A 23,699-nucleotide genomic window follows, 5' to 3' on the forward strand; every position below is an offset into this window, starting at 1 on the left:
GCGGGTCTCCGGGCGGGGCGCGGCGTGCGCGCCCCGCGTGGGCTCAGGCGGCGCGGTGCTGCGCGGCGGGCTGGCCGCGGTGCAGCGAGGCGGAGACCAGGTCGGCCGGGTCGAAGTCGTCCACCGTGATCGCGTCCCAGGTCAGCGTGCGCAGTTCCTCGAGCTGGACCTTTTCCTCGGCGGTGATCCAGCCTTCGGCGACGCCTTCGGCCAGCTGCGACGGGAAGTCGAGCGCCTCGATGTCGCTGTTCTTGAGCGCCTTGAGGAACTTGCGCTCCACCGGCTCGGCAAGGATCACCTTCGGCAGGTAGCTGTTGATGCGGCCGGCCGGGTTGTTCTCGCAGGGCGTCAGGAAGGTGCCGGAAGCGAGGCGGTCACGCGCGTCGGAGGGCGACATCAGCAGCGCGGCGGCACGGCGGCCCAGGCGGTCGCTCGGCGCCTGCGCGCGGCGGCCGAACGGGAACACCAGCATCCACAGCAGCCAGCCCACCGGGCGGATCGGGAAGTTGCGCAGCGCGCCCGACAGCGCCAGTTCGATCTTGTGCGCCGAGTCGTGGAAGGCATAAGCCAGCAGCGGCTGTTCCGCGGCCGGACGACCCTCGTCTTCGTAGCGCTTCAGCATCGCGCTGGAGATGTAGAGCTGGCTCAGCACGTCGCCGAGGCGACCCGACAGCTTTTCCTTGAACTTGAGCTTGCCGCCGAGCAGCAGCATCGAAGTGTCGGCCACCAGCGCCAGGTTGGCGGAGTAGCGGTTGAGCTTGCGGTAGTAGCGTTTCGTGTACGCGTCGCCCGGCGCCTTGCCGATGCGCGCCGCAGTCAGGCCCAGGATCCAGCTGCGCACGGCGTTGGAGATGGCGAAGCCGATGTGGCCGAACAGGTTGGCGTCGAATTCGCGCAGGCGGGTTTCCGGATCCGGATGCTGCGCGGCCTGCATTTCCTTCAGGACCCACGGATGGCACCGGATCGCGCCCTGGCCGAAGATCATCAGGCTGCGGGTCATGATATTGGCGCCCTCGACCGTGATCGAGATCGGCGCCGCCTGCCAGCCGCGGCCGAGGTAGTTCATCGGGCCCAGGATCACGCCCTTGCCGCCGTGGATGTCCATGGCGTCCTTCGCCACTTCGCGCGCCATCTCGGTGGCGTGGTACTTGGCGATGGCGGACGGCACGGCCGGCTTCTCGCCGCGGTCGACAGCGGCCGCAGTGGACTGCGAAAGCGCAGCCGCGGCATAGGCGTTGCCGGCAATACGCGCCAGCGCTTCCTCGACGCCTTCGAAGCGGCCGATCGACAGGCCGAACTGCTTGCGGATGCGCGCGTACGCGCCGGTGACGACGGCGGCGAGCTTGGACGCGCCGGCCGAGGTGGAGGGCAGGGTGATCGCGCGGCCGACCGACAGGCACTCGACCAGCATGCGCCAGCCCTGGCCGACGTAGTCTTCGCCGCCGATCAGCTGGCTTAGCGGCAGGAAGATTTCCTTGCCGCGCACCGGCCCGTTCTGGAAGGCGCAATTGAGCGGGAAGTGGCGGCGGCCGATTTCCAGGCCGGCGGTCTCGCGCGGGATCAGCGCCAGCGTGATGCCGCGGTCGGCTTCTTCACCCAGCAGCTTGTTCGGGTCGTACAGGCGGAAGGCCAGGCCGATCACGGTCGCCACCGGCGCCAGCGTGATGTAGCGCTTGTCGAAGGTCAGCTTGACGCCGAGTACGCGCGCACCGTTCCAGTCACCTTCGGTGACGATGCCGTAGTCGGGGATCGAGGTGGCGTCGGAGCCGGCGGTCGGGCCGGTCAGCGCGAAGCAGGGCACCTCGCGGCCATCGGCCAGGCGCGGCAGGTAGTGCTTCTTCTGTTCGTCGGTGCCGTAGTGCAGCAGCAGTTCGGCCGGGCCCAGCGAGTTGGGCACGCCGACGGTGGAGCTGAGCGTGGCCGAGATCGAGGCCAGCTTCTGGATCACCTTGTGGTGGGCCAGCGCGCTGAAGCCCAGGCCGCCGTATTCCTTCGGGATGATCATGCCGAAGAACTTCTGCTTCTTCAGGTAGTCCCACAGTTCCGGCGGCAGGTCGTTGCGGACGTGGGTGATGTCCCAGTCGTTGGTCATGCGGCAGGCCTGTTCGACCGGGCCGTCGAGGAAGGCCTGTTCCTCGGCCGTCAGTTGCGGCTTCGGCTGGGCCAGCAGGTCGGCCCACTTCGGCATGCCGGAGAACAGTTCGCCCTCGAAGCCGACGGTGCCGGCTTCCAGTGCGGTTTTCTCGGTGTCCGAGAGCGGCGGCAGGATCTTCGTATAGAACTTCAGCAGCGGCGCGGTGATCGCCGACTGGCGCAGCGGCGTGATCAGCAGCGGCAGCGTGGCCAGGGCCAGCAGCACGCCGGCGACGACGGTCGCGGTGAGGTTGGCGCCGGCCAGGCCGACCGCCACCAGCAGCGTGGCCGACAGCGCGGTGAACACCACCAGGCTGAGTCGGTGGTAGGCCACCAGCAGGGTCGCCAGGAACAGGGCGAGGAAGGGGGCGAGGATGCTCATCGTGGATCTCCGTGGGCGGCCGTGGGGGCCGGCAGGTCGGACAGGAAATGCAGCAGGGTGTCGGTGAAGGCGTCGTTGTCGTCGCCTGCCACCATGTGGGTGGCGTGTGGCAGTTGTACGTGACGGGCGTGGGGCGCCAGCTCTAGAAAGTGCTCGACGGTCCGTGCGGTGACCAGGTCGCTGCGACCGCCGCTGACCAGCAGCACCGGCACGTCCAGGTCGCGGCAGGCGTCGTCGAGCAGGTCGTGCAGGCCGTGGGTGTCGGGGATGAATTCGCTGAGCAGGCGCGGATCCCAGTGCCAGCCCAGGCGGCCGTCGGGGCGTGCCGTCAGCAGGTGCGCGAGCTGCGCCGGCGTCTTTTTCTCGCGGCGGTGCGGCAGGTAGGCGGCGATCTGTTCGGCCGCGTGCTCATAGGAGTCGAAACCTTCCGGGTGCGCGCTCATGAAACCGAGGATGCGCTCGACTCCCGAGGCTTCCCAGCGTGGCGTGATGTCCACCAGCACCAGGGCCGAGAACACGCGGTGGCGCGCCTGCGCCAACAACCCGGTCAGGCCGCCCATCGAGGCGCCGACCAGCACGGGCTGCGGGCCGAGCGCCTGCGCCGCGGTGACCACGTCCGCCACGAACTGTTCGCCGGAGTAGCGCGAGGCTTCGGGATTGCGCCCGGACTGGCCGTGACCGCGCACATCCCACGCCAGACTGCTGCAGCCAGCCGCGGCGAGGCGTTGCTGGGTCGCGGTCCAGGCCTGGCGGGTCTGGCCGAAACCGTGGGCCAGCAGCGCGCCGGGGCCGTCGCCCGGAAAAGCATCGGCGGCCAGCGACAACCCGTCGTGGGCGGGGAGCACTTTCCGGTCGCCGGCATACGCGCGGCGTTCTGGCAGGGAATGAACCATACGGCCGAGTATGGGTTGCCGTGGAGAGGTCTGTCAATACCAATCCGTATGGGGCATGATGGCCTGCCGCAGCGGCGTTTGCCGCTTAACTGTACTCATCCGCAGCCAGTAGAATCGCCGACCGTATGGTAGCTCCCGCCCCGAAAGTCGAACGCCCGACCCGCCTGAGTGCGGAAGACTGGGCCCTTGCCGCCCTCGACGTGATTGCCGAGCAGGGCCTGGCGGCCGTGGCCGTCGAGCCCCTGGCCCGTCGCCTGGGCGTCACCAAGGGCAGTTTCTACTGGCATTTCCCGTCCCGCGAAGCCCTGCTGGTGGCGGCGCTCGAACGCTGGGAAGTGATGGAGCAGGAAACCGTCTTCGGCCAGCTCGAGGCCATCTCGGACCCGCGGGCGCGCCTCAAGGCGCTGTTCCAGCTGGTCGCGCACGAACTCAAGCCGCACATCATCTATTCGGAGCTGCTCAAGGCGCTCGACCACCCGGTCGTGCAGCCCGTGCTGAACCGCGTGTCGCAGCGGCGCCTGGACTACCTCACCGCCAGTTTCCGCCAGGCCGGCCTGCCGCGCCTGGACGCGCAGAACCGCGCGCGCCTGACTTACGCGGCCTACGTCGGCTTCCTGCAACTCTCGCTGCAGCTGGGCCAGCCGCGACTTCATCATGATGAATTCGAGGCCTACGTCGGTCACGTGATGACCACGCTGATTCCGGTCTGATGTCCTGCGGGCTGTCCTGTCCCGAGGACAGGACAGCCTTCACCCGTTAGAATGGACCCCGTCCCGGCCGGCGCTGAATTCGCGCGCCGCCCCCTGGTTTCCCCTTAGACGGCCCCGCCCGGAGCCCTGCTGCCATGTCCAGCCAATTGTCCGCCCTCAACGACTGGGTCGCCTCGGTCGCCAAACTCACCCAGCCCGACGCCATCCACTGGTGCGACGGCTCCGATGCCGAAAACGCGAAGCTCACCGAGCTGATGCTGTCCACCGGCGACCTGGTGAAGCTCAACGAGCAGACCCACCCGAACTGCTACCTGCACCGTTCAAGCCCTAGCGACGTGGCGCGCGTCGAGCACCTGACTTTCGTCTGCACCACGAAGCAGGAAGACGCCGGCCCGAACAACCACTGGATGGCGCCGGCCGACGCCCACGCGAAAATCGACGCGCTCTACGCCGGCTGCATGCGCGGCCGCACGATGTACGTGGTGCCGTACTGCATGGGTCCGATCGATTCGCCGCTGGCGCGCTGCGGCGTCGAGATCACCGACAGCCCCTATGTCGTCGCCAACATGCGCATCATGACCCGCATGGGTGCGCAGGCGCAGGCGCGCATCGAGCGCGAAGGTTCGTTCGTGAAGGGCCTGCACTCGATCGGCCAGCTCGATCCCGAGCGCCGTTTCATCATGCATTTCCCGGAAGAGCTCACCATCAAGTCCTTCGGCTCGGGCTACGGCGGCAATGCGCTGCTGGGCAAGAAGTGCCACGCGCTGCGCATCGCCAGCTACCAGGCGCGCAGCGAGGGCTGGCTGGCCGAGCACATGCTGATCGTCGGCATCGAGAATCCGCAGGGCGAGACGCACTACGTCGCCGCTGCGTTCCCGAGCGCCTGCGGCAAGACCAACCTGGCGATGCTGATCCCGCCGGAAGGCTATCGCCGCGACGGCTGGAAGGTCTGGACGGTCGGCGACGACATCTGCTGGATGCGCCCCGGCGCCGACGGCCGCATGTACGCCATCAACCCGGAAGCCGGCTATTTCGGCGTGGCGCCGGGTACCAGCGCCAAGACCAACCCGAACGCGCTGAAGATGCTGTTCAAGGACGCCATCTTCACCAACGTCGGCGTCACTGCCGACAACCAGCCGTGGTGGGAAGGCCTGCCCGAGGGCACGCCGGTGAAGGACTGGCAGGGCCGTCCGTACGACAAGGCCGTGAGCCCGGCCGCGCACCCGAACTCGCGTTTCACCGTCAGCGCGAAGAACTGCCCGAGCTACACCGCCAAGGCCGAAGATCCGCAGGGCGTGCCGCTGAGCGCGATCGTGTTCGGTGGCCGCCGCGATTCGCTGGTGCCGCTGGTGTTCGAGGCCCGTGACTGGACCCACGGTGTGCTGGTCGGCGCCTCGATGGCCTCGGAAACCACCGCCGCCGCCACCGGCGCCGTTGGCGTGGTGCGCCGCGACTCGATGGCGATGAAGCCCTTCGCCGGCTACAACTTCGCCGACTACTTCGCGCACTGGCTGTCGTTCGACAAGCCGGGCGCGCAGCTGCCGAAGATCTTCCACGTCAACTGGTTCCGCAAGAACGAGCAGGGCAAGTTCATGTGGCCCGGTTTCGGCGACAACCTGCGCGTGCTGGAGTGGATGCTCAAGCGCGTCACCGGCCAGGCCGGTGCGGTCGAGACGCCGGTGGGCAACCTGCCCAAGGCCGGCGACCTCAACACCGACGGACTGGACCTGGACGCCGCCACGCTGGAGCAGCTGATCACCATCGACCGTGCCGGCTGGAAGGCCGAGATGGAAAGCATCGGCGAATACCTCGACAGCTACGGCGAGCGCACCCCGCACGCGCTCAAGGCCGAACGCGCCAAGATCGCTGCGCAGCTGGCATAAGCCGGTACCGCCGCGGATGACCCGAACGGGCCGGATCTTCCGGCCCGTTTCCTTTCCGGCGGGCCCTGACACCGTTTTGTCGGGGGCATCGTTATGCTTGCCGCGATGAAGGCCTTCTACTGCCACCACTTCGTGCTGCCGCTGCCGGACGGGCATTCCTTCCCGATGGCGAAGTACGCGCGCCTGCACGAACGAATCGCCGCGGTCGCGCCCGCGCTGGGCATCGAACTGCACGAACCGCCGGCCGCCACCGACGCCGACCTGCAGCGCGCGCACGCCGCGCACTACGTCCAGGCGATGTCCGACGGCAGCGCCGATCCCACCCTGATGCGCCGCATCGGTTTCCCGTGGTCGGCGGCGATGGTCGAACGTTCCCGGCGTTCTTCCGGCGGCACGATGATGGCGTTGCGCACTGCGTTGGAAGGCGACAGCGTGGCGGTGAACCTGGCAGGCGGCACCCACCACGCCGGCCACGACCGCGGCGGTGGTTATTGTGTCTTCAACGACGCGGTGGTGGCGGCGCGTTACGTGCAGTCGCTGGGCCTGGCCCAACGACTGCTGATCGTTGACCTGGACGTGCACCAGGGCAATGGAACCGCCGAACTCTGCGCCGGCGACGACAGCCTGTTCGCGTTCTCGATGCATTCGGCGCGCAACTATCCGGCGGTGAAGCCGGAGTCCGACCTGGACGTCGCCCTGCCGGATGGCACGGGCGACGCCGAGTACCTGGACGCGCTGGCCCGCCACCTGCCCGAAGCCATCGCCCGCGCGCGCGCCGACGCGGTGATCTACCTCGCCGGCGCCGACCCCTACGCCGGCGACCGCCTGGGCCACCTGTCACTGAGCAAGGCGGGCCTGGCCGAACGCGACCGCCAGGTGTTCGCGGCCTGCGCCCGGCATGGCCTGCCCGTGGCCGTCTGCATGGCCGGGGGATACGCGCCGCAGGTCGAGGACATCGTGGACATCCACGAAACCACCGTGCGCCTGGCGGCGGCGCATTGGCGGGCAATCAATGGCGTGCCGGCCGGCTAAACCTTCCGCCGGCCGGCCGCATCAGAGCCGGTATGCTCAGCCTCGCCGTGACCCTCGACGCCGCCAGCCACGCCGCCCCCGCCTCGCCGCGCGAGGAGGACCATGCCCTGGTCCGCGCCGCGGGCGCCGGCGACATGCGCGCCTTCGAGTCGCTGTACCGGAAACATTCGCGCCGCGTGTACGCCGTGCTCTGGCGCCTGTGCGGACACGAAGCGCGGGCCGAGGACCTGGTGCAGGAAGCCTTCGTGCGCGCCTGGCAGGCGTTGCCGGGCTTCCGCTTCGAAAGCGCGTTCTCGACCTGGCTGCACCGCCTTGCCGTGAACACCGCGTTGATGGAGATCCGTTCGCGCAGCGGCGGCGAGGCGCTGGAAACCGACGACGCCGCGCTGGAGTTCCACGCCACGATGGACAGCGCCGGCCAGCGCACCGCCCTGGGACTGGACCTGGAACGCGCCATCGCCACGCTGCCGCCGCGGGCGCGCGCGGTGCTGGTGCTGCATGACATCGAAGGCTGGAAACACGAAGAGATCGCCGCCGAACTCGGCATGGCGGTCGGAAGCTCGAAAGCGCAACTGCATCGCGCCCGCAATCTGCTGCGGACGCGGCTGGGAGAAGACCATGAGTGACCACGAACTGCGCTGGCAGCTGCGCCAGCTTCCGCGCGAGATCGAACCGTCCCGCGACCTCTGGCCCGGCATCGCCGCACGCCTGCAGCCGGCCGCGCCGCGCCGCCACCGGCCTGGTTCGCCGCCCTGGCCGTGGCCGCCTCGCTCAGCCTGGCGGTGGGCCTGGCCTGGCAGCTGCGCCATCCGGTGCCGCCGCAGGCCGATTTCCGGGCCGAGCTGGTGCAACGGGAAGCCGAGGCCCTGACTCTCGAGTACCAGGCGGCCCTGGACCAGTTCGAAGGTGCACCGATGCCGGCGCCGCTGGAACCGACCCTGGCCACCCTCGACCGCAGCGCCGCCGACATCCGCGCGGCCATCGCCAGCGATCCCGAGGCGGTGTTCCTGCTCGACCAGCTGCGCCGCACCTATGCCCACCGGCTGTCGCTCACCCAACGCGCCGTTACCGGCTGATCCGTACCTGTCCCCAGGTCCGCACCTATATATATGTATGAGGAGTTCCCCATGGTTCCCCGCCTGATCTGCCTGGCCGCCTTGCTGGCGGCTGCCCCGGCCTTCGCGGCCACCCCGATCAACCAGACCCGGCCGCTGGCGCCCGACGGCCAGGTCTCCATCGACAACCTCAAGGGCCGCATCGTCGTGCGCACCTGGGACCGGCCTGAAGTCCGGATCACCGGCAGCCTGGGCGAGGGCGTCGAGAAGCTGCTGGTGGAAGGCGACGAACGCGACCTCAGCATCGAGGTGCGTTATCCCAGGAACAGCGGCGGCTGGTTCGGCTGGGGCGGCAACGGCAAGTCCGAGCCCAGCGTGATCGAAGTCAGCCTGCCGGCCGGCGCGTCGGTGTCCGTGGACTCGGTCAGTGCCGATGTGGACATCTCCGGCGTCGCAGGACAGCGCCTGTCGGTCGACAGCGTCAGCGGTGATGTCCTGGTGCGCAGCACCCGGGTCGCGGAGGCCAGCTTCGACAACGTCAGCGGCGACATCGATGCCGAACTCGACAGCAGCCAGAGCCTGCTGGTGGATTCGGTGAGCGGCGACATCCTGCTCAAGGGCCGGATCGGCGGCCGGGTCAGCCTGGACACCGTATCGGGCGATGCCACCCTGGAGGCCACGACCCTCGACCGCCTCAGCCTGAGCACGGTGTCCGGCGACGGCCGCCTCAGCGCCGGGCTGGCGGCGGACGGCAGCATCGTGGCCGACTCGGTCAGCGGCAACCTCGACCTGGTCCTGCCACGGGAGACCTCGGCCCGGCTGCGGATCGAGACCTTCAGCGGGGGCATCAGCAGCCCCGTGGGCCAGGTCCAGACAGAAGAATACGGTCCTGGCAAGCATCTGGAGGCCAAAATGGGGGCCGGTTCGGGCAATATCCGGCTGGAGTCGTTCTCCGGGAACGTCCGGGTTGTCGTGAAGTAAGTTACTGATAAATAAGTTGTTTTTGCGCCCAGGACAGGCGACTGTCCTGGGCGTAGTGCTTAGCGCGTCTCAAAACTGTCTTTACGGCGCCTTAACCCTGTTTGCGGACCGTAAAGATTGCGTTATGCTCCGGCAGGCCAGGGCGCCTTTCAGTCCGAATTTCGCCCTTAGGCTTTGTCCCGAACTCTAGAGTCACCATCACTCTGACGTTGGAGAGAGAGTAAATGTCTAATTTCAATCAGCTGTCCGGCGCGATCCGTTTCGCGCTCCTCGCCGGCGCCGCTTCCACCTTCGCGGCGGTTCCCGCCTTCGCGCAGGACACCACGGAAGACGCCGCCACCCTTGACACCATCGAGGTCACCGGTTCCCGCCTGAAGCGCGCCGACATCGAAGGCGCCGTTCCGGTCGTCGTGATCGATCGCGCCCAGATCGACGCCTCCGGCGACGTGTCGGTGGCCGACGTCCTCCGCGACTCGACCTTCGCCTCGTTCGGTAACTTCCGTCCGCAGTCCGGTTCGTCGGCCCAGTCCCTGGCCACGATCGACCTGCGCGGTATCGGTTCGGGTCGTACCCTCGTGCTGGTTGACGGCCGTCGCGCCCCGACCAACCCGATGTCCGCCTCCTCCGGCTCCGACCTGAACGCCATCCCGCTGGCGGCCGTCGAGCGCATCGAGATCCTGTCCGACGGCGCGTCCGCCGTGTACGGTTCCGACGCGATCGGTGGTGTGGTCAACATCATCCTGCGCAAGGACTTCAACGGCGCCGAGCTGCGTTACGGCGTCGGCAACACCTCGATCACCGGCGGCGACACGGAAGACATGTCCGTCGTGTTCGGCTCGGCTTCGGACCGCACCCGCATCGTCGGTGGCGCCTCGGCCAGCAAGCGCGGCATGGTGTTCACCCGTGACCAGATCGGTGGCGACACCCTGGGCGTCAGCACCTACGGCAACAACTACTACGGCTGGAACGTCATCGACGCCAACGAAGACGGCGTGATCGACAACGCCGACCTGGGCGACATCGATGGTGACGGTGCTGGCTACGACGGCCTCTCCGGCGGCGTTGGCGCGGTCCCGGGCTTCAACTGCAACCAGAATGGCTTCTGGACCCTCAGCAACGGCCTGTGCTCGTTCGACTTCAACTCGGTTGCGGCCAACGAGGCCAAGGTCGGCAACAAGTCGGTGTTCTTCCGCGCTGATCACCAGATCAACGACGACTGGAGCGTCTACGCCACCGCCACCACCACCAAGGTCGAGACCTTCGGCCGTTACGCGCCGGTCCCGGGCGTTGTGGTTGTCCAGGATGGCACTCCTCAGGACATCAACAACAACCAGTTGCTGATTGACGCCTACGACGGCGTGACCGACGGCCTGCCGACGTACTACTTCCACCGCTTCGCCGCGGCCGGCAACCGTGACAACTTCACCGACACGACCAACTCCGACTACATGGTCGGTTTCCAGGTCAGCTGACCGACACCATCGGCGTCGACTTCGGCCTGCGCCGCACCGACTACAAGTACATCGAGCTGGGCCGTGGCTACATCGTCGGCAGCCTCGCCAACGAAGCCGCCAACGACGGCGACTACCTGCTGACCGACCCGTTCGGTGCCGATCCGGCCGTGCTGTCGTCCATCCAGGCCACGATCAACCGTGAGTCGCGCTGGCAGACCAACGAAGTCTACGCCACCTTCAATTTCGACCTGTTCGAAATGGGCGGCGGCACCTCGAACGCCGTGTTCGGCGCCGAGTACCGCGACGACACCTTCCAGGACCTGTACGACTCCCTGTCCGAGGCCGGCGTGGTGCTGGGTTCGGCGGGCAACTCCTCGGCGGGTACGCGTGACGCCACGGCCGTGTATTTCGAGTGGCTGCTGCCGTTCACCAGCACCTTCGACATCACCCTGGCTGGCCGTTTCGACGATTACAGCGACTACGGCAATGACTTCTCGCCGAAGGTTGCGATGCGTTGGCAGCCGCTTGACACGCTGACCTTCCGTGGTTCCTACGGTGAAGGCTTCCGCGCCCCGGGCCTGGACATCCTGACCCAGAAGACCACCTTCTCGGCCGAGCCGGTCAATGATCCGGCGTCCTGCCTTGCGCTGGCCCAGCCGTCCACCTGCCAGCTGCAGGTTGACACGTACTTCCAGGCCAACCCGAACCTGGCGTCGGAGAACTCCCAGCAGTTCAGCCTCGGCGTCGTCTGGGATCCGCTTGAGTGGCTGGATCTGTCCCTCGATTACTACAACATCGAAATCGAGAACACGATCTCGCAGATCAGCGCCCAGGACATCATCAACTCCGACCTGGATCCGTCCACCTACGGTCCGATCCCGCCGGGCCTGAGCATCACCCGTCGTGCCAACGGCGCCATCGACGAGATCGTCGCCGGTTACGCCAACCAGGGCACGCTGGAAACCGACGGTTGGGACTTCCGCGCGAACACCAACTTCGATTTCGGCAACTACGGTGAGCTGCGCAACCAGCTGTCCGTCTCGTACATCAACAGCTACGAGATCGACGACGGTATCGGCAACGTGACCGAGTACGCCGGCCTCGAAGGTTCCCCGGACCTGCGTGCGTCGCTGTACAACACCTGGACGATTTCCGACTTCACCTTCGGTTGGAACATCAACTTCATCGACGGCCAGGAAAACGGCCAGGGTGGCTACGCGACCAACGACGTGCAGTTCTCCTGGAACGCCCCGTGGAACGGTACCTTCGCCATTGGCGCGACCAATGTCGGCGACCGTTACCCGGACCTGAACGCCTACGACGGTCGTCCGTGGAACTTCTACCTGTACGACGCCTACGGCCGCACCACCTACTTCCGTTACACCCAGACGTTCTAATTCTGGCGTAACCAGTAGTTTTGAAGGGCCCCGGCAACGGGGCCCTTTTTTGCGCGACCGCCGGGACAATGAACCGATGGAAGCGAACGACGACACCGCCCGCAAGGCCGCCTGGACCTCCTATTGGGCGACCGGCGGATTGCATTCGTGCATCGGCAGTTTCGCCGGCAACTACACCGGCGCCATCGGCCGGTTCTGGGCCGACGTCTTCGCTACCCTGGCGCCAGGCCAACGCGTGCTCGACCTGGCGACCGGCAACGGCGCCCTGCCGCTGATGCTGATCGAACGCAGGGCCCAGGACGGGTTGCGGATAGATGCCGTGGACCTGGCCGAACTCTCTCCGGCCTGGTATCGGCCGGAGGTCCATGCGGGGATCCACTTCCACCCGGGCGTGGCGATGGAGGCGCTTCCGTTCGAGGCGGGCCGTTTTGATCTGGTGGTCAGCCAGTTCGGATTCGAATATGCGGACCGCGAGAAGGCCCTGCAGGAATGCCTGCGCGTGCTTGACGGGAAAGGCCAGCTTGCCCTGGTCATGCACCATGCCGGCTCGGTGCTGGTCGAGGTCGGCCGCGCGGAACTGGAGAACCAGGGGTTCCTGCTCGGCGAAAGCGGCCTTTTCCCGGCGGCGCGTGCCGTGATTCCCCTGGTTCGCCCGGGCGCGCGCCGGCGTCGACCTGCGTGGCAACAGTGAGGCCACGGCCTGTCGCGAGAACTACAACCTCGCCATGCAGGCGCTGGCCCGAAAGGCGGTCGGCAGCCGCGCGCCGGATGTCCTCAACGAGACCCGCGATGCGATCCACGCCCTGCTGGCCCAGACCGGGACCGATGCTTCCACCTCCCTGCAGGCGCTGGAAGGCCATCGCGAGCAACTGCAGCAGGCGCAGCTGAGGACGGCGGAGCTGATCGGGCACGCCCTGGGCGAGGCGGAGGCCTCGGCCATGGTGGCGAAGCTGGAACAGGCGCGCCCGGAGGCGCAGGTCCGTTGCGAGCCGATCAGCCAGGCCGAAGGTCTGCTGGGCTGGGCCTTGCGGATGCAGCCGGCTCAGTCGGCCGGCTGAGGCGGGGAATCGAGCACCGCCAACAGCGGCGCCAGCGCGAACGTGTAGTTTCGCCAGCGGCCGACCGATCGGGTATGCACCGGCTGCCGCACCTGCCAGCGGCTGGGTGTCTGCACACCGCGTCCACTGGCATGGAACTGCAGGCAGGCCGGGTCCCAGGGCAGGCCGACGAAGTCCACCAGCCGCCGTGCCTGGGTTTCCACATCGGACACCAGGGCCTGGTAGTCGAACTCGAGGATCGGATTGGGCAGCACCTGCTGCCAGTGCCGCATCAAACGTTCCTGCAGGTTGATGCAGTGGCCGATGCCGTCGAGGCGGGTGGCGAAACGCTCGTCGAGCGAGAAGTTCTCGCCGTAGATGGAAATCGCGATGTCGCGCGGATCGCGCCGGCACCAGACGATCCGGGCGCGCGGGAACATCAGCGCCGCCTGGCCGAGCAGGTAGTAGTTCATCGGCGACTTGTCCACCAGCCGCCGCGTCGACGCAGGCGCATGCCGGGTCGCGGCTTCGAGATACCGCGCCCTGGCCGCGGGCAGCGCATCGAGGTCCACGTGTTCGGGGATGTGCGGCCAGACCTGCGACGGCCCACCGGCCGGGGCCAAGGAGCGCACGATCAGGGCCATGTCGGGCAGTTCGCCGCAGCCCATCGCCTGGCCATGCGCGCCGAGGATCTGTTCGGTCAGCGTGGTGCCGCTGCGCGGCATGCCAACCACGAAGACCGGGCGCTCGTCGCTGCCGTCCGGGTCGCCAACATGCGCGAACAACGCGGCATCGAATACGCGCAGGCTGTGTTCGACCTGCGCCTGCAGCGACTCCAGGTCGAAGCGGCCGACGACACGCTCGCGCGCCGCGTTGGCATCGTCCCAGCTGGCCATGGCGCGGCGGAAATCACCGCGGCCGTCATGCACCTTGCCGAGCTCGTAGCCGAGCAGCGCGCGGTCGGCGTCGTTGAGCGCCGACGAAGCCTGCAGTTCGATCGCCTGCTCGACCCGGGTTTCGGAAGCCTGGCCACGCCGCAGCCCGAACAGCCCCGCCAGGGGGTAGACCCAGCCCGGCCGGCGCTCGAGCGCGTGTTCGTAGGCTGCTTCCGCGGCATCGCGGTCGCCCCGGTCCTCCTCGGACTGGGCGAGCGCCATCCACAGGTCCGCCGATTCCGGCTGCCGCGACGCTGCTTCGGCGAACAGGTCGCGGGCCTGGTCGTGTTCGCCGACACGGCCCAGCGATTCGCCAAGCTTGAGGATAGTGTCCACATCATCCGGCTGGCGTCGCGCCAGTTCGCGCCACAACGGCAACGCATCGACCGGATGCCCCGAGCTGAACTCCGCCCGCGCAAGCGCCTGCAGGTTGCGGGTCTGTCCGGGCGCGAGCTCGAACGCGCGCCGCAGCGGCGCCAGCGCCTGCGGACCCAGGTTCAGGCGCACCAGGGTGATGCCCAGGAAATACCAGCCGTCAGGCCATGCGGGTTGCAGCGTGGTCGTGGTGCGGAGATGCCCGAGCGCCTCGCCGAACCGGCCGTAGTGGGCGAGCAGGCAGCCCAGTTCGCAGTGCAGCTGCGCCGAGCCGGGTTCGATCGCCAGCGCCGCCTGCATGTCCGCGACGGCGGCCTGCGCCTGCCCGGCCTGGGCGTTGAGCGAGGCCAGGGCCTTGTGCACGGCCACCGATCCCGGGAACTCGGTCCGGAGACGTTGCAGCTGGAGTCCGGCAGCGGCCGCATTGCCGAGCCGCTGCAGGCGTCTGGCTTCCGCCAGTCCGGCGGCCAGGCGCGCGTCCGTGGTTGGGGGCGGCGTGTTCATGCGGGAGCTGGCGATGGCGGCACCCGGCGATTGTACCTTCGCGACGGCGCGCGGGTTCCGGGGCCGGGGATAGAATGTGCGGAACCACCGCCAACGCAGCGCACATGATCAGCAACGACCTCGACTTCCGGCCCTACCGGCGACAGCTCGTCCAGCAGGGACGCGTGCAGATCCCCGATTTCCTGCAGCCCGATGCGGCGGAGCGGCTTGCCGACTGCCTGCGCCGGGAAGTGCCCTGGGTCACCGCCGAACGCGGCCTGCCCGACAGCCCACCGTGGACCGGCGAGGTCGCCCGCGAGCGCATGCCGGCCGCCTACCGGCGCGCCGCGGAAGGTTTCCATTTCGTCTACGACCGCTACCTGCTGGTGGAAGCGGCGAAAACCGGGCGCGACCCGCACCTGGTGCTGCATGCGGTGCTGCAGTTCTTCAACAGTCCGCCCTTCCTGGATTTCATCCGAGGGTTCACCGGCGATGCGGAGCTGGCGATGGTCGGTGCCCAGGCCACGCGCTACCTGCCCGGGCAGTTCCTGCGCGCGCATGACGACCACCATGTCGACGAAGCGCGTCGTTACGCCTACGTGCTCAACCTGTCTCGCGACTGGCAGGCGGACTGGGGCGGCCTGCTGCATTTCCTGGACGAAAACGACCGGCCCATCGACAGCTTCCTGCCGCGCTTCAACTCGCTGAGCCTGTTCAAGGTGCCGGCGAAACACCATGTCGGACTGGTCGCGCCCTGGGCGCTGCAGCCGCGCCTGGCGATCACCGGCTGGTGGCATGCCGCGCCGGCCGCGTCCACCAAGGACTAGAGTTCGCCCAGCGGCGCGTCCTTGCCGTACCAGGCCATGATGCCTTCCAGCGTGTGCTTGACCAGCACGCGCTCGGCGTCGGTCAGCATCGGGTGCCAGACGTCGAAGATCAGCACCACGCGCAGCTGGTCGCTGTCGTTCCAGGCGGCGTGTTCGATGGTGTCGTCGAAGATCAGCAGTTCGCCTGGCGTCCACTGCCGCACATGGTTGCCGACGCGGATGGCGCAGTCCGGCGGAATCACCAGCGGCAGGTGCACGGTCAGCCGGCAGTTGGTGGCGCCGTTGTGCGGTGGAATGCGCGTGCGCGGCTTGAGTGCCGAAAAGAACGCGGCCGGGGCGCGATTGAGCACTTCCACCTGGGGCACGCCTTCGAGCATGGCCATGGTCGCCGGGCAGCGGGCCATGTGCTCTTCCACGCGTTTGCCGTGGTGCCAGAGGAAATAGGCGCTCCAGTCGGGATTGCGGTCGAGCGCGGCGAACTGGCCGACGGGTTCGCCGGCGCGCGTCTGCACGTAGGGGATGAAGCCGGTGCTGTCCTGCGCTAGCACCTGTTCCAGCTCGCCGCGGATCACGTCCGTGCAGGCCTCCACGGCGGGCGCCCAGGCGAAGTCCTCGCGCTCGAAGAAGGCGATGGCCGGCAGGCCGGGCACATGGAACATGGCCGGCCGCTGCAGGTAGGCCGGCTTGCGACCGAGGGAAATGTCCAGGCACTCCTCGAAGCGCTGCAGCGCGCGGCTGGAAAGCCCCTGGCGCAGCCCGGTCAGCCGCGACTCGAGGAATTCGCCCAACCCGGACTTGTTGCGCATCACGCTGGCCTGCGCCTGCGCGATCAGCGGCTGCATTTCCTGCATCTGGGCGGCCTGTGCCGGCATCAGCTGCAGGGCCGATTCGTAGGCCAGGGCCTGGTCGCGTTCGCGGCCGAGCAGGCCGTAGAGCTTGGCCTTCTCGAAGTGCGCGGCGTAGGCGCCGGGTTCGATCTTCAGGGCCCGGTCGAGTTCGGCCAGTGCGGCGGTGGGATCGCCCTGCGCGTGCAGCACACGCGCCAGGTTGGCATGGGCGATGGCCAGCGCCGGCTGGCCGCGGGTGGCGCGTTCGAACAGGCTGCGCGCCTCGCCCAGGTCGCCGCGCTGGAACGCGTTCATGCCGAAGAAGTTCAGCGCCCCCGGATGCTCCGGCGACAACACGAGCACCTGCTCCCACAGCCTGGCGCTGGCGGGTCGCTGGCCCTGGTGGGCCAGGCGCTGGGCTTCCGCCGCGAGGGCGGCGATCTTGGATTCGCGGGCGGGATCGGGACCAGTCATCGGTGCAGCTCGGCAAGGGGAGGGTCGTGCCGAGGATCGGCCAGCGCCGGGCGGGCGCTGGCGACGATTATGGGGCCGGACCGGTCTCCCGGTTCAAGGGCTCAGCAGCAGCCGTGGTCGCCGAAGGCGGCGTTGCCTTCGTGCACGCCGACACCGCGGGTCAGGCCCTTCTCGCTGGCTTCGTAGTGGTCGGCGATGACGCGGGCCACGGCGGCGGTCACGCGCTTGCCGGTCGGGATGTGCAGGAACTCGTTCGGGCCGTGCGCGTTGGAATGCGGGCCCAGCACGCCGGTGATCATGAACTGCGCGCCGGGGAACTTCTCGCCCAGCATGCCCATGAACGGGATGGTGCCGCCTTCGCCCATGTACATGGCCGGGGCGCCGAAGAAATCGCGGCTGGCGGTGTCGATGGCGTGTTCCAGCCACGGCGCCAGTGCGGGCGCGTTCCAGCCGGTCGAGGCCTTCTCCAGCTCCACCTCGACCTTGCAGCCGTTGGGCGGGTTGGCTTCCAGCACGCGCTTGAGGACCTCGCCGGCCTTCTTCGGCTCCAGCGTCGGCGGCAGGCGCAGGCTCAGCTTCACCGCGGTGTGCGGGCGCAGCACGTTGCCGGCACTCGACAGCGGCGGCATGCCGTCCACGCCGGTGATCGACAGTGCGGGGCGCCAGGTGCGGTTGAGCACCAGTTCGGACAGGTCGGTGTTCATCGGCGTCATGCCCGGCAGGAACGGGAACTTGTCCCAGATCTCGCTGCCCAGCACTTCGGCGGCGCGGCCGGCCTGGGCCAGGCGCTGTTCGGGGATGTCCACGTACAGGTCCTCGACCAGGATCTTGCCGGTCACCTCGTCCTCGAGCCGCGACAGCAGCTGGCGCAGCACGCGGAAGCTGGACGGCACGATGCCGGAGGCGTCGCCGCTGTGCACGCCCTCGCTGAGCACGCTCACCTTGAGGTTGCCGCCGGCCAGGCCGCGCAGCGAGGTTGTGCACCAGAGCTGGTCGTAGTTGGCGCAGCCCGAATCCAGGCACACGACCAGGGACGGCTTGCCGATGCGGTCGGCCAGATGGTCGACGTAGTAGGGCAGGTCGTAGCTGCCCGATTCCTCGCAGGCCTCGATCAGGATCACGCAGCGGCTGTGCGGCTTGCCCTGTTCCTTCAGCGCGCGGATGGCGGTGAGCGAGCCGAACAGCGCGTAGCCGTCGTCGGCGCCGCCGCGGCCATACAACTTGTCGCCCTTGATCACCGGCTTCCACGGGCCGAGGTCGTCGGCCCAGCCGGTCATCTCGGGCTGCTTGTCCAGGTGGCCGTAGAGCAGCACGCAGTCGTCGCCTTCGCCCGGTACTTCGATGTAGAGCAGCGGCGTGCGGCCTTCCAGCGTCACCACCTCGACCGACATGCCGGGGATCGGCTGCGCCTTCGCCCAGGCCTCGAACTGGCGCACGGCCGCGTCCATGTAGCCGTTCTCGCGCCACTTGGCGTCGAACATCGGCGATTTGTTCGGGATGCGGATGTATTCGACCAGCTGCGGGACGATGTCGCCGTCCCAGGCGTCGGCGATGAAGCGGTCGGTCTTGGCGGTATCCATGGAATGTCCTTCGAAAAGCCAGGACGGGGATTTTACCCCCTTCGGCGGGGCCGCCGCGCCTGCGGGTAGGAAAGCGCCGACAGGCCGGCCTTCACGTTTCCCAGCCCGGCGGCCGGGAAACGGCGATGGGCCGCGGGACGGCGCTTCCAGAGACTGGCCACACCGCCGCGGTGTGCGCCGCGGGGTCCGAACTTACCGCCAACCCGAGAGAGGAACTGCCATGAAGAAGTCCATTCCGCTGCTGTCCCTGTTGTTCTCCGCCCTGCTGGCCGGTGGCGCCTTCGCCGCCGACGAGAAGGTGAACATCAACACCGCCGACGCCGCCACGCTCGACCGTGTGCTCGACGGCGTCGGCCCGAGCAAGGCCGAGGCCATCGTCGCGCACCGCGAGCAGCACGGCGCCTTCCGCAGCGCCGACGAACTGTCGGAGGTCAAGGGCATCGGCCTGGCCACCATCGAGCAGAACCGCGACCGCATCTCGGTCGGCGGCGGCGCCCCGGCCGCCCGTCCGGTGGCGGCCGGGGCCGCGGCCAGGGCCAAAGCGGAGCCCGCACCGGCCTCGAACTGATTCCTGGTGGCTCTTCGGCCCGGCTCCGGCCGGGCCTTCTTTCCGAATATTTCGAGGCGCGCATGTCCGCGATCCTGTCCCCGCCCGATCGTCCCGCGCGTGGCCATCGCGCGAAACGCCTGGTACAGCCCGCCACGCCGGGGCAGACGCACGTGGTCACCGTGGCCACGCTCTACCGGCGTGCCGTGTTCGTGGACGACGAGGCCGCGCGCGCGGTCTGCCGCGTGCACACGGCGGCCTGGCCCTGGCGCGATGCCAGCCTGCTGGCCTGGGTGTTGCTGCCCGACCAGTGGCAGGGCCTGGTGACGCTGGGAGAGCGCGACAGCCTGTCCACGCTGATCGGCCGGTTCAAGGCGATCACCTCGCGTGCGGTCGAGGACCGGCACCGGGTCAACGGCTGGCTCTGGGGCCGCGGTTTCCAGGACCGCAGGCTGCAGGCCGGGGAAGATCCGGTGCAGGTGGCGCGCCAGCTGGTCGGCCTGCCGCTGCGGGCGGGGCTGGTGCAACGCATCGGCGACTACGCGTACTGGAACGCCGCGTGGCTACTGCCGGGGGACGACGGTTCCGGGTGATCCGGGGCCGATCGGGCCTGCGTTAGACTGCGCGGCATGATCCTGCCGCGCTATCGCATCGCCCCATCCCGCATCGCTGGTGCGGGCCAGGGGCTGTTCCCGGGCGAAGCAGTGGCGTACTCCACCCGCGATCCTGCATCGCTGCAGGCCACCTGATGCGCCTGGTGCACCTGCCCGCCAACGAATACCGTCGCGAACGCTGGCGCAATGAACGTGGCTGGACCCGCGAGGTCTATCGCCACCCCGAAGGCGCGGCGGACTGGTCGTGGCGGGTGTCGATCGCCGAGATCGACCAGGACGCGCCGTTCTCCGCCTTCCCGGGCTGCGACCGCGAGCTGGTGCTGCTGGCGGGCGAGGGCATGCGCCTGGCCTTCGACGACGGTGAGGTGGCCACGCTGCTGCCGCCGCATGATCGCCTGCGTTTCGCCGGGGAACGTCCGCTGCAGGCCGAGCTGCTGGACGGCCCCACCCACGACTTCAACCTGATGTGGCGCCGCGACGCGGTGCGCGCGACCTTGTTGCACCGCCCGCTGGTCGGGCCGATGGTTTTTCGCCGAACCGGGCGTCACCTGGCTGGTGTACCTGATGCAGGGCCAGGCGCAGTTCAAGGACCTGCAACGGCCGCTGCACCTGGCCCAGGGCGACAGCGTGCTGCTGCTGCCGGACCCGGACGGTCCCGCGCGCCTGATCCTGGAAGGCGGCGGCGAAGCCCTGTTGGCCAAACTCGAGCCGCTGGCCTGAGGCTCAGCGGTCGTCGCGGGTCCAGACCGCGCCGTCTTCCACCTTGACCGGGAACTTGGGCACCGGCGCGTAGGCCGGCGCACACAGCGCCGCGCCCGTGCGCAGGTCGAAACGCGCGCCATGCAGCGTGCATTCGATCTGCTCGCCGTCCAGCATGCCGGCGCTGAGCTCGTAATCCTCGTGCGTGCACTTGTCCTCCAGCGCATGCAGCTCGCCATCGAGGTTCACCACCAGGATCGGCGTGTCGCCGTCCCAGGCCACGCGCGATTCGCCGGGCAGCAGCTCACTCGTGGCGCAGACGCGCACCCAGCCGTTCACAGCGGTTTCTCCAGCACTTCGAAGCGCAGGTCCAAGCGCTTGGGCAGGCCGAAACGGGCGTCGCCGTAGGGAAAGGGTTTCTTGATGCCGGTGCGGCGGTAGCCGCGGCGTTCGTAGAAGGCGATCAGCTCGTCGCGCAGGTCGATCACCGTCATGCGCATCACGGCCATGCCGAAGTCCTCGCGGGCGATGCGTTCGGCTTCGGCCAGAACAAGTTTGCCTACGCCGCCGCCCTGCTGGCCCGGGGCGACCGAGAACATGCCGAAATACCCGGCATCGTCCTCGACCGCGACGTGCGCGCAGGCCAACAGTTCGCCGCCGCGTTCGGCCAGCAGCAGCCGGCTCTGCGGCCGGTGTATGCAGGCGATCACGTCATCGGGTCCGGTGCGGCGGCCGTCCAGCAGGTCGGCTTCGGTGGTCCAGCCGGCGCGGCTGGCGTCGCCCCGGTAGGCGGACTCGACCAGCATCACCACCGCCAGTACGTCGCTGGCGTCGGCGGCACGGAACCGCAGGGGCAGGCTCATGCCAGCAGTTTCCTCGTCTTGCGGATCGCCGCCGCCAACTGCTCGATCTCGACGTGGGTGTTGTAGAAGGCCAGCGAGGCACGGCAGGTGGCCGGCACGCCGTAGTGCGCCATCAACGGATGCGCGCAGTGGTGGCCTGAGCGCACGGCGATGCCTTCCAGGTCGAGCAGCGTCGCCAGGTCGTGGGCGTGTGCGCCTTCGACCAGGAAGCTGATGACGGCGGCCTTGCCGGGCGCGGTGCCGAAGATCTTCAGGCCCTCGATGGCCGACAGCTCGCGGGTGGCGATGTCGAGCAGGGCCTGTTCCCGGGCTTCGATCTGGTCCATGCCGATGCCGCGCAGGTAGTCCACGGCGGCGCCCAGGCCGACGATGCCGGCGATGTTGGGCGTGCCGGCCTCGAACTTGTGCGGCGGGTCGTTGTACACCGTCTTCTCGAAACGAACTTCCTTGATCATCTCGCCGCCACCGATGAAGGGCGGCATCTCGCGCAGGTGCTGGCGTCGCGCCCACAGCCCGCCGGTGCCGGTGGGTCCGAGCATCTTGTGGCCGGTGAAGGCGTAGAAATCGCAGCCCAGCGACGGGATGTCCACGGCGCGGTGCGGCAGCGCCTGCGAACCATCCACCAGGGTCACCACGCCGCGCTTGCGCGCCTCGCGGCAGATCTGCGCGACGGGATTGACGGTGCCCAGCACGTTCGACACATGGGTGAAGGCCAGCAGCTTCACTTCGCCGGTCAGCTTGGCGCGCAGGTCGTCCAGGTCCAGCGACCCGTCCGGCGTGATCTCGACCACCTTGATCTTCGCGCCGGTGCGTTCGGCCACCAGTTGCCAGGGCACGATGTTGGCGTGGTGTTCCATGCGCGTGAGCAGGATCACGTCGCCGGCCTTCAGCCGCGGCAGCGCCCAGCTGTAGGCGACCAGGTTGATGCCGAAGGTGGTGCCCGAGGTCAGCACCAGCTCGTCGCCGGGCACGTTCAGGTGCGCCGCCAGCGCGGTGCGTGCGTTTTCGTAGGCTTCGGTCGCCTCGCTGCCCAGCGTGTGCACGGCGCGCGAGACGTTGGCGTTGTGCTCGCGGTAGAACTCGTCCACCGCGCGGATCACCGCCTGCGGCTTCTGCGAGGTGTTGGCCGAATCAAGATAGACCAGCGGCTTGCCGTGCACCTGCCGGGTCAGCACCGGGAAATCGGCGCGGATGCGCAGCCAGTCGGGGCGGGTGCTCATGCGGTAACGTCCTTGCGGTCGAGGCGTCGGGTGATGAGGTTGCCGAGCGTCTCGGCGAGGGCGGCATCGTCGAGCGCGGACAGCGGTTCGCGCAGGAAGGCCTGCATCAGCAGCTGCCGCGCGGGCTCGAGGCCCAGGCCGCGGCTGCGCAGGTAGAACAGTGCGGTTTCGTCCAGCCGGCCGACGGTGGCGCCGTGCGCGGCCTTCACTTCATCGGCGTGGATGACCAGTACCGGCTGGGTGTCGATCTCGGCGCTGTCCGACAGCAGCAGGTTCTTGTTCGACAGCTCCGCCTCGCTGCCGTCGGCGCCGGCGTGGATCAGGATGCCGCCGTGGAAGACCGCGCGCCCGCGGCCGTCCGCCAGGCCGCGCCAGGGCAGTTCGCAGCGGGTGTCGCGGGCCTGGTGTTCGATGCCCAGGCGGGTGTCGAGGTGGCGGCGGCCGTCGGCCAGCAGCACGCCGCCGGCGATGGCGGTGGCGCCTTCGCCCTGCAGGGCGATGTTGAGTTCGTGGCGCGACAGGCCGGCGCCGAGTTCCAGGTCGGCCCGGCGGTATTCGGTGCCGGAGGCGAGCACGGCGTCGGTACGCGCGAACACGCTGGCGCCGCTGTCCTCGTCCTGCACGCGGGCATGTTTCAGTCGGGCGTCGCGGGCCAGGTGCACATGGACCAGATGATTGGCGAGATGGCGGTGCGGGCCGGCGCCCAGATGATGTTCGATCACGGTCAGCGAGGCACCGGTGCGCAGCTCGACCAGGTGGCGCAGGTGCGTGGCCTGGTCGGCGCCAGCGGGCGCACCGATGAAGACGAGGTTGACGGGCGTCGCCACGGCGGTGTCGGCCTCGACGCTCAGGCGCACGCCTTCCACGGCCAGCGCGGCGTTGAATCGCGCGAAAGGTTCGTCGGCGCGTGTTCGAAGCGGCGGCCGAACACGGATACCGCGCGCGGATCGTCACCGCCGAGTGCTTCCGACATCGGCCGCAGCTCGACGCCATCGGGCAGGTCGCTGCGGTCGGACAGTGCCGCGTCGTAGCGGCCATTGACGAAGACCAGGCGCGGCGCCGCGATGCCGGCCACCACGGCCGCATCCACGTTCACCGGCACCGGCGCCGAGAACCCGCGCGCCGAAAGCGCACGCAGCGAGGTGTATTTCCAGGCTTCCACCCGCGCGCCCGGCAGGCCATCGGCCAGCGCAGACTCCAGCGCGGCACGACGCGCGGCGCCCAGGCCCTGCGTCTCGACCAGCGGGGCGGGCAGGGCGTCGAAACCCGCCTTCAGCGATTCCAGCAAGCCGCCCATG

21 protein-coding genes and 2 pseudogenes are annotated in these 23,699 nt (G+C 68.7%); 14 read left to right on the top strand and 9 right to left on the bottom strand.

Annotated elements, in window-relative coordinates; genetic code table 11:
- Positions 1 to 43 precede the first annotated feature (43 nt).
- The gene (locus tag FRZ33_RS06685) at positions 44 to 2,515 is read right to left on the bottom strand and encodes an acyl-CoA dehydrogenase (protein ID WP_146908593.1); all 2,472 of its coding nucleotides are present in this window, start codon (positions 2,513 to 2,515) and stop codon (positions 44 to 46) included.
- The gene (locus FRZ33_RS06690) at positions 2,512 to 3,408 is read right to left on the bottom strand and encodes an alpha/beta fold hydrolase (RefSeq protein ID WP_146908594.1); all 897 of its coding nucleotides are present in this window, start codon (positions 3,406 to 3,408) and stop codon (positions 2,512 to 2,514) included. The genes FRZ33_RS06685 and FRZ33_RS06690 overlap by 4 nt, the downstream gene beginning before the upstream one ends.
- Before the next feature lie 125 nt (positions 3,409 to 3,533).
- Here FRZ33_RS06690 and FRZ33_RS06695 point away from each other — a divergent pair, with 125 nt between their 5' ends.
- The 10 genes from FRZ33_RS06695 to FRZ33_RS06740 all read left to right on the top strand — a co-directional run bounded on the left by FRZ33_RS06695 (position 3,534) and on the right by FRZ33_RS06740 (position 12,978).
- Positions 3,534 to 4,118, top strand: a complete 585-nt coding sequence (locus tag FRZ33_RS06695) for a TetR/AcrR family transcriptional regulator (protein WP_146908596.1) — start codon at positions 3,534 to 3,536, stop codon at positions 4,116 to 4,118.
- 134 nt (positions 4,119 to 4,252) lie between these two features.
- The gene (locus FRZ33_RS06700) at positions 4,253 to 6,001 is read left to right on the top strand and encodes a phosphoenolpyruvate carboxykinase (GTP) (RefSeq protein WP_146908598.1); all 1,749 of its coding nucleotides are present in this window, start codon (positions 4,253 to 4,255) and stop codon (positions 5,999 to 6,001) included.
- 105 nt (positions 6,002 to 6,106) lie between these two features.
- Complete coding sequence (locus tag FRZ33_RS06705; protein ID WP_146908600.1) at positions 6,107 to 7,033, top strand: histone deacetylase family protein; 927 nt, start codon at positions 6,107 to 6,109, stop codon at positions 7,031 to 7,033.
- A gap of 134 nt (positions 7,034 to 7,167) precedes the next feature.
- Positions 7,168 to 7,659 carry an RNA polymerase sigma factor gene (locus tag FRZ33_RS06710; RefSeq protein WP_425480626.1) on the top strand — a complete coding sequence of 164 codons (492 nt, stop codon included), beginning with the start codon at positions 7,168 to 7,170 and terminating at the stop codon, positions 7,657 to 7,659.
- Positions 7,660 to 7,791: 132 nt separating this feature from the next.
- Positions 7,792 to 8,109, top strand: coding sequence for a hypothetical protein (locus FRZ33_RS06715; protein ID WP_146908604.1), 318 nt, complete (start codon positions 7,792 to 7,794; stop codon positions 8,107 to 8,109).
- A gap of 51 nt (positions 8,110 to 8,160) precedes the next feature.
- Complete coding sequence (locus tag FRZ33_RS06720) at positions 8,161 to 9,069, top strand: DUF4097 family beta strand repeat-containing protein (RefSeq protein WP_158637134.1); 909 nt, start codon at positions 8,161 to 8,163, stop codon at positions 9,067 to 9,069.
- Positions 9,070 to 9,293: 224 nt separating this feature from the next.
- A complete protein-coding gene (locus FRZ33_RS06725; protein WP_146908608.1) occupies positions 9,294 to 10,541 on the top strand; it encodes a TonB-dependent receptor plug domain-containing protein in 1,248 nt (415 codons plus the stop codon).
- A 116-nt stretch (positions 10,542 to 10,657) separates the two neighbouring features.
- Positions 10,658 to 11,920 (top strand): TonB-dependent receptor domain-containing protein, encoded by a 1,263-nt coding sequence (locus FRZ33_RS06730; RefSeq protein WP_343195856.1) that lies wholly within the window; start codon positions 10,658 to 10,660, stop codon positions 11,918 to 11,920.
- Between the two features lie 76 nt (positions 11,921 to 11,996).
- On the top strand, positions 11,997 to 12,611 hold the full coding sequence (locus FRZ33_RS06735) for a class I SAM-dependent methyltransferase (protein WP_146908612.1): 615 nt from the start codon (positions 11,997 to 11,999) through the stop codon (positions 12,609 to 12,611).
- A 34-nt stretch (positions 12,612 to 12,645) separates the two neighbouring features.
- Complete coding sequence (locus FRZ33_RS06740) at positions 12,646 to 12,978, top strand: YeaH/YhbH family protein (protein WP_146908614.1); 333 nt, start codon at positions 12,646 to 12,648, stop codon at positions 12,976 to 12,978.
- Here the strand turns inward: FRZ33_RS06740 and FRZ33_RS06745 are convergent.
- A complete protein-coding gene (locus FRZ33_RS06745) occupies positions 12,963 to 14,771 on the bottom strand; it encodes a tetratricopeptide repeat-containing sulfotransferase family protein (protein ID WP_146908616.1) in 1,809 nt (602 codons plus the stop codon). The two genes, FRZ33_RS06740 and FRZ33_RS06745, sit on opposite strands and share 16 nt — an antisense overlap.
- Positions 14,772 to 14,875: 104 nt before the next feature.
- Here FRZ33_RS06745 and FRZ33_RS06750 point away from each other — a divergent pair, with 104 nt between their 5' ends.
- A complete protein-coding gene (locus FRZ33_RS06750; RefSeq protein ID WP_158637135.1) occupies positions 14,876 to 15,577 on the top strand; it encodes a 2OG-Fe(II) oxygenase in 702 nt (233 codons plus the stop codon).
- Here the strand turns inward: FRZ33_RS06750 and FRZ33_RS06755 are convergent.
- Positions 15,574 to 16,878: an aspartyl/asparaginyl beta-hydroxylase domain-containing protein gene (locus FRZ33_RS06755; RefSeq protein ID WP_146908619.1), complete on the bottom strand. Its 1,305-nt coding sequence runs from the start codon at positions 16,876 to 16,878 to the stop codon at positions 15,574 to 15,576. The two genes, FRZ33_RS06750 and FRZ33_RS06755, sit on opposite strands and share 4 nt — an antisense overlap.
- 101 nt (positions 16,879 to 16,979) lie before the next feature.
- On the bottom strand, positions 16,980 to 18,458 hold the full coding sequence (locus tag FRZ33_RS06760; protein WP_146908621.1) for a M20 family metallopeptidase: 1,479 nt from the start codon (positions 18,456 to 18,458) through the stop codon (positions 16,980 to 16,982).
- Positions 18,459 to 18,678: 220 nt separating this feature from the next.
- Here FRZ33_RS06760 and FRZ33_RS06765 point away from each other — a divergent pair, with 220 nt between their 5' ends.
- The 3 genes and pseudogenes from FRZ33_RS06765 to FRZ33_RS06775 all read left to right on the top strand — a co-directional run bounded on the left by FRZ33_RS06765 (position 18,679) and on the right by FRZ33_RS06775 (position 20,339).
- The gene (locus FRZ33_RS06765) at positions 18,679 to 19,026 is read left to right on the top strand and encodes a ComEA family DNA-binding protein (RefSeq protein WP_146908623.1); all 348 of its coding nucleotides are present in this window, start codon (positions 18,679 to 18,681) and stop codon (positions 19,024 to 19,026) included.
- A 62-nt stretch (positions 19,027 to 19,088) separates the two neighbouring features.
- Positions 19,089 to 19,598, top strand: coding sequence for an REP-associated tyrosine transposase (locus FRZ33_RS06770; RefSeq protein ID WP_146908625.1), 510 nt, complete (start codon positions 19,089 to 19,091; stop codon positions 19,596 to 19,598).
- A gap of 155 nt (positions 19,599 to 19,753) precedes the next feature.
- Positions 19,754 to 20,339: pseudogene (locus FRZ33_RS06775) on the top strand (HutD/Ves family protein).
- A gap of 3 nt (positions 20,340 to 20,342) precedes the next feature.
- Here FRZ33_RS06775 and FRZ33_RS06780 read toward each other — a convergent pair.
- From FRZ33_RS06780 to sufD, 4 genes and pseudogenes are all read right to left on the bottom strand, one after another.
- Positions 20,343 to 20,657 carry a non-heme iron oxygenase ferredoxin subunit gene (locus FRZ33_RS06780; RefSeq protein ID WP_146908627.1) on the bottom strand — a complete coding sequence of 105 codons (315 nt, stop codon included), beginning with the start codon at positions 20,655 to 20,657 and terminating at the stop codon, positions 20,343 to 20,345.
- Positions 20,654 to 21,181: a GNAT family N-acetyltransferase gene (locus tag FRZ33_RS06785; RefSeq protein ID WP_146908628.1), complete on the bottom strand. Its 528-nt coding sequence runs from the start codon at positions 21,179 to 21,181 to the stop codon at positions 20,654 to 20,656. The genes FRZ33_RS06780 and FRZ33_RS06785 overlap by 4 nt, the downstream gene beginning before the upstream one ends.
- Positions 21,178 to 22,401 (bottom strand): cysteine desulfurase, encoded by a 1,224-nt coding sequence (locus FRZ33_RS06790; RefSeq protein WP_146908630.1) that lies wholly within the window; start codon positions 22,399 to 22,401, stop codon positions 21,178 to 21,180. The genes FRZ33_RS06785 and FRZ33_RS06790 overlap by 4 nt, the downstream gene beginning before the upstream one ends.
- Positions 22,398 to 23,698, bottom strand: a pseudogene (sufD, locus tag FRZ33_RS06795) (Fe-S cluster assembly protein SufD). Before sufD ends, FRZ33_RS06790 begins: the two are co-directional and overlap by 4 nt.
- Between the last annotated feature and the right edge of the window lies 1 nt (position 23,699).

This window comes from Arenimonas daejeonensis, from assembly GCF_007993735.1.
Taxonomy (GTDB): domain Bacteria; phylum Pseudomonadota; class Gammaproteobacteria; order Xanthomonadales; family Xanthomonadaceae; genus Arenimonas; species Arenimonas daejeonensis.

Excerpts from the sequence above, each read along its gene's own strand:
- FRZ33_RS06685 (WP_146908593.1), bottom strand. The coding sequence starts at position 2,515 with ATGAGCATCCTCGCCCCCTTCCTCGCCCTGTTCCTGGCGACCCTGCTG.
- FRZ33_RS06690 (WP_146908594.1), bottom strand. The coding sequence starts at position 3,408 with ATGGTTCATTCCCTGCCAGAACGCCGCGCGTATGCCGGCGACCGGAAA.
- FRZ33_RS06695 (WP_146908596.1), top strand. The coding sequence starts at position 3,534 with ATGGTAGCTCCCGCCCCGAAAGTCGAACGCCCGACCCGCCTGAGTGCG.
- FRZ33_RS06700 (WP_146908598.1), top strand. The coding sequence starts at position 4,253 with ATGTCCAGCCAATTGTCCGCCCTCAACGACTGGGTCGCCTCGGTCGCC.
- FRZ33_RS06705 (WP_146908600.1), top strand. The coding sequence starts at position 6,107 with ATGAAGGCCTTCTACTGCCACCACTTCGTGCTGCCGCTGCCGGACGGG.
- FRZ33_RS06710 (WP_425480626.1), top strand. The coding sequence starts at position 7,168 with ATGCGCGCCTTCGAGTCGCTGTACCGGAAACATTCGCGCCGCGTGTAC.
- FRZ33_RS06720 (WP_158637134.1), top strand. The coding sequence starts at position 8,161 with ATGGTTCCCCGCCTGATCTGCCTGGCCGCCTTGCTGGCGGCTGCCCCG.
- FRZ33_RS06725 (WP_146908608.1), top strand. The coding sequence starts at position 9,294 with ATGTCTAATTTCAATCAGCTGTCCGGCGCGATCCGTTTCGCGCTCCTC.
- FRZ33_RS06735 (WP_146908612.1), top strand. The coding sequence starts at position 11,997 with ATGGAAGCGAACGACGACACCGCCCGCAAGGCCGCCTGGACCTCCTAT.
- FRZ33_RS06740 (WP_146908614.1), top strand. The coding sequence starts at position 12,646 with ATGCAGGCGCTGGCCCGAAAGGCGGTCGGCAGCCGCGCGCCGGATGTC.
- FRZ33_RS06745 (WP_146908616.1), bottom strand. The coding sequence starts at position 14,771 with ATGAACACGCCGCCCCCAACCACGGACGCGCGCCTGGCCGCCGGACTG.
- FRZ33_RS06750 (WP_158637135.1), top strand. The coding sequence starts at position 14,876 with ATGATCAGCAACGACCTCGACTTCCGGCCCTACCGGCGACAGCTCGTC.
- FRZ33_RS06755 (WP_146908619.1), bottom strand. The coding sequence starts at position 16,878 with ATGACTGGTCCCGATCCCGCCCGCGAATCCAAGATCGCCGCCCTCGCG.
- FRZ33_RS06760 (WP_146908621.1), bottom strand. The coding sequence starts at position 18,458 with ATGGATACCGCCAAGACCGACCGCTTCATCGCCGACGCCTGGGACGGC.
- FRZ33_RS06765 (WP_146908623.1), top strand. The coding sequence starts at position 18,679 with ATGAAGAAGTCCATTCCGCTGCTGTCCCTGTTGTTCTCCGCCCTGCTG.
- FRZ33_RS06770 (WP_146908625.1), top strand. The coding sequence starts at position 19,089 with ATGTCCGCGATCCTGTCCCCGCCCGATCGTCCCGCGCGTGGCCATCGC.
- FRZ33_RS06785 (WP_146908628.1), bottom strand. The coding sequence starts at position 21,181 with ATGAGCCTGCCCCTGCGGTTCCGTGCCGCCGACGCCAGCGACGTACTG.
- FRZ33_RS06790 (WP_146908630.1), bottom strand. The coding sequence starts at position 22,401 with ATGAGCACCCGCCCCGACTGGCTGCGCATCCGCGCCGATTTCCCGGTG.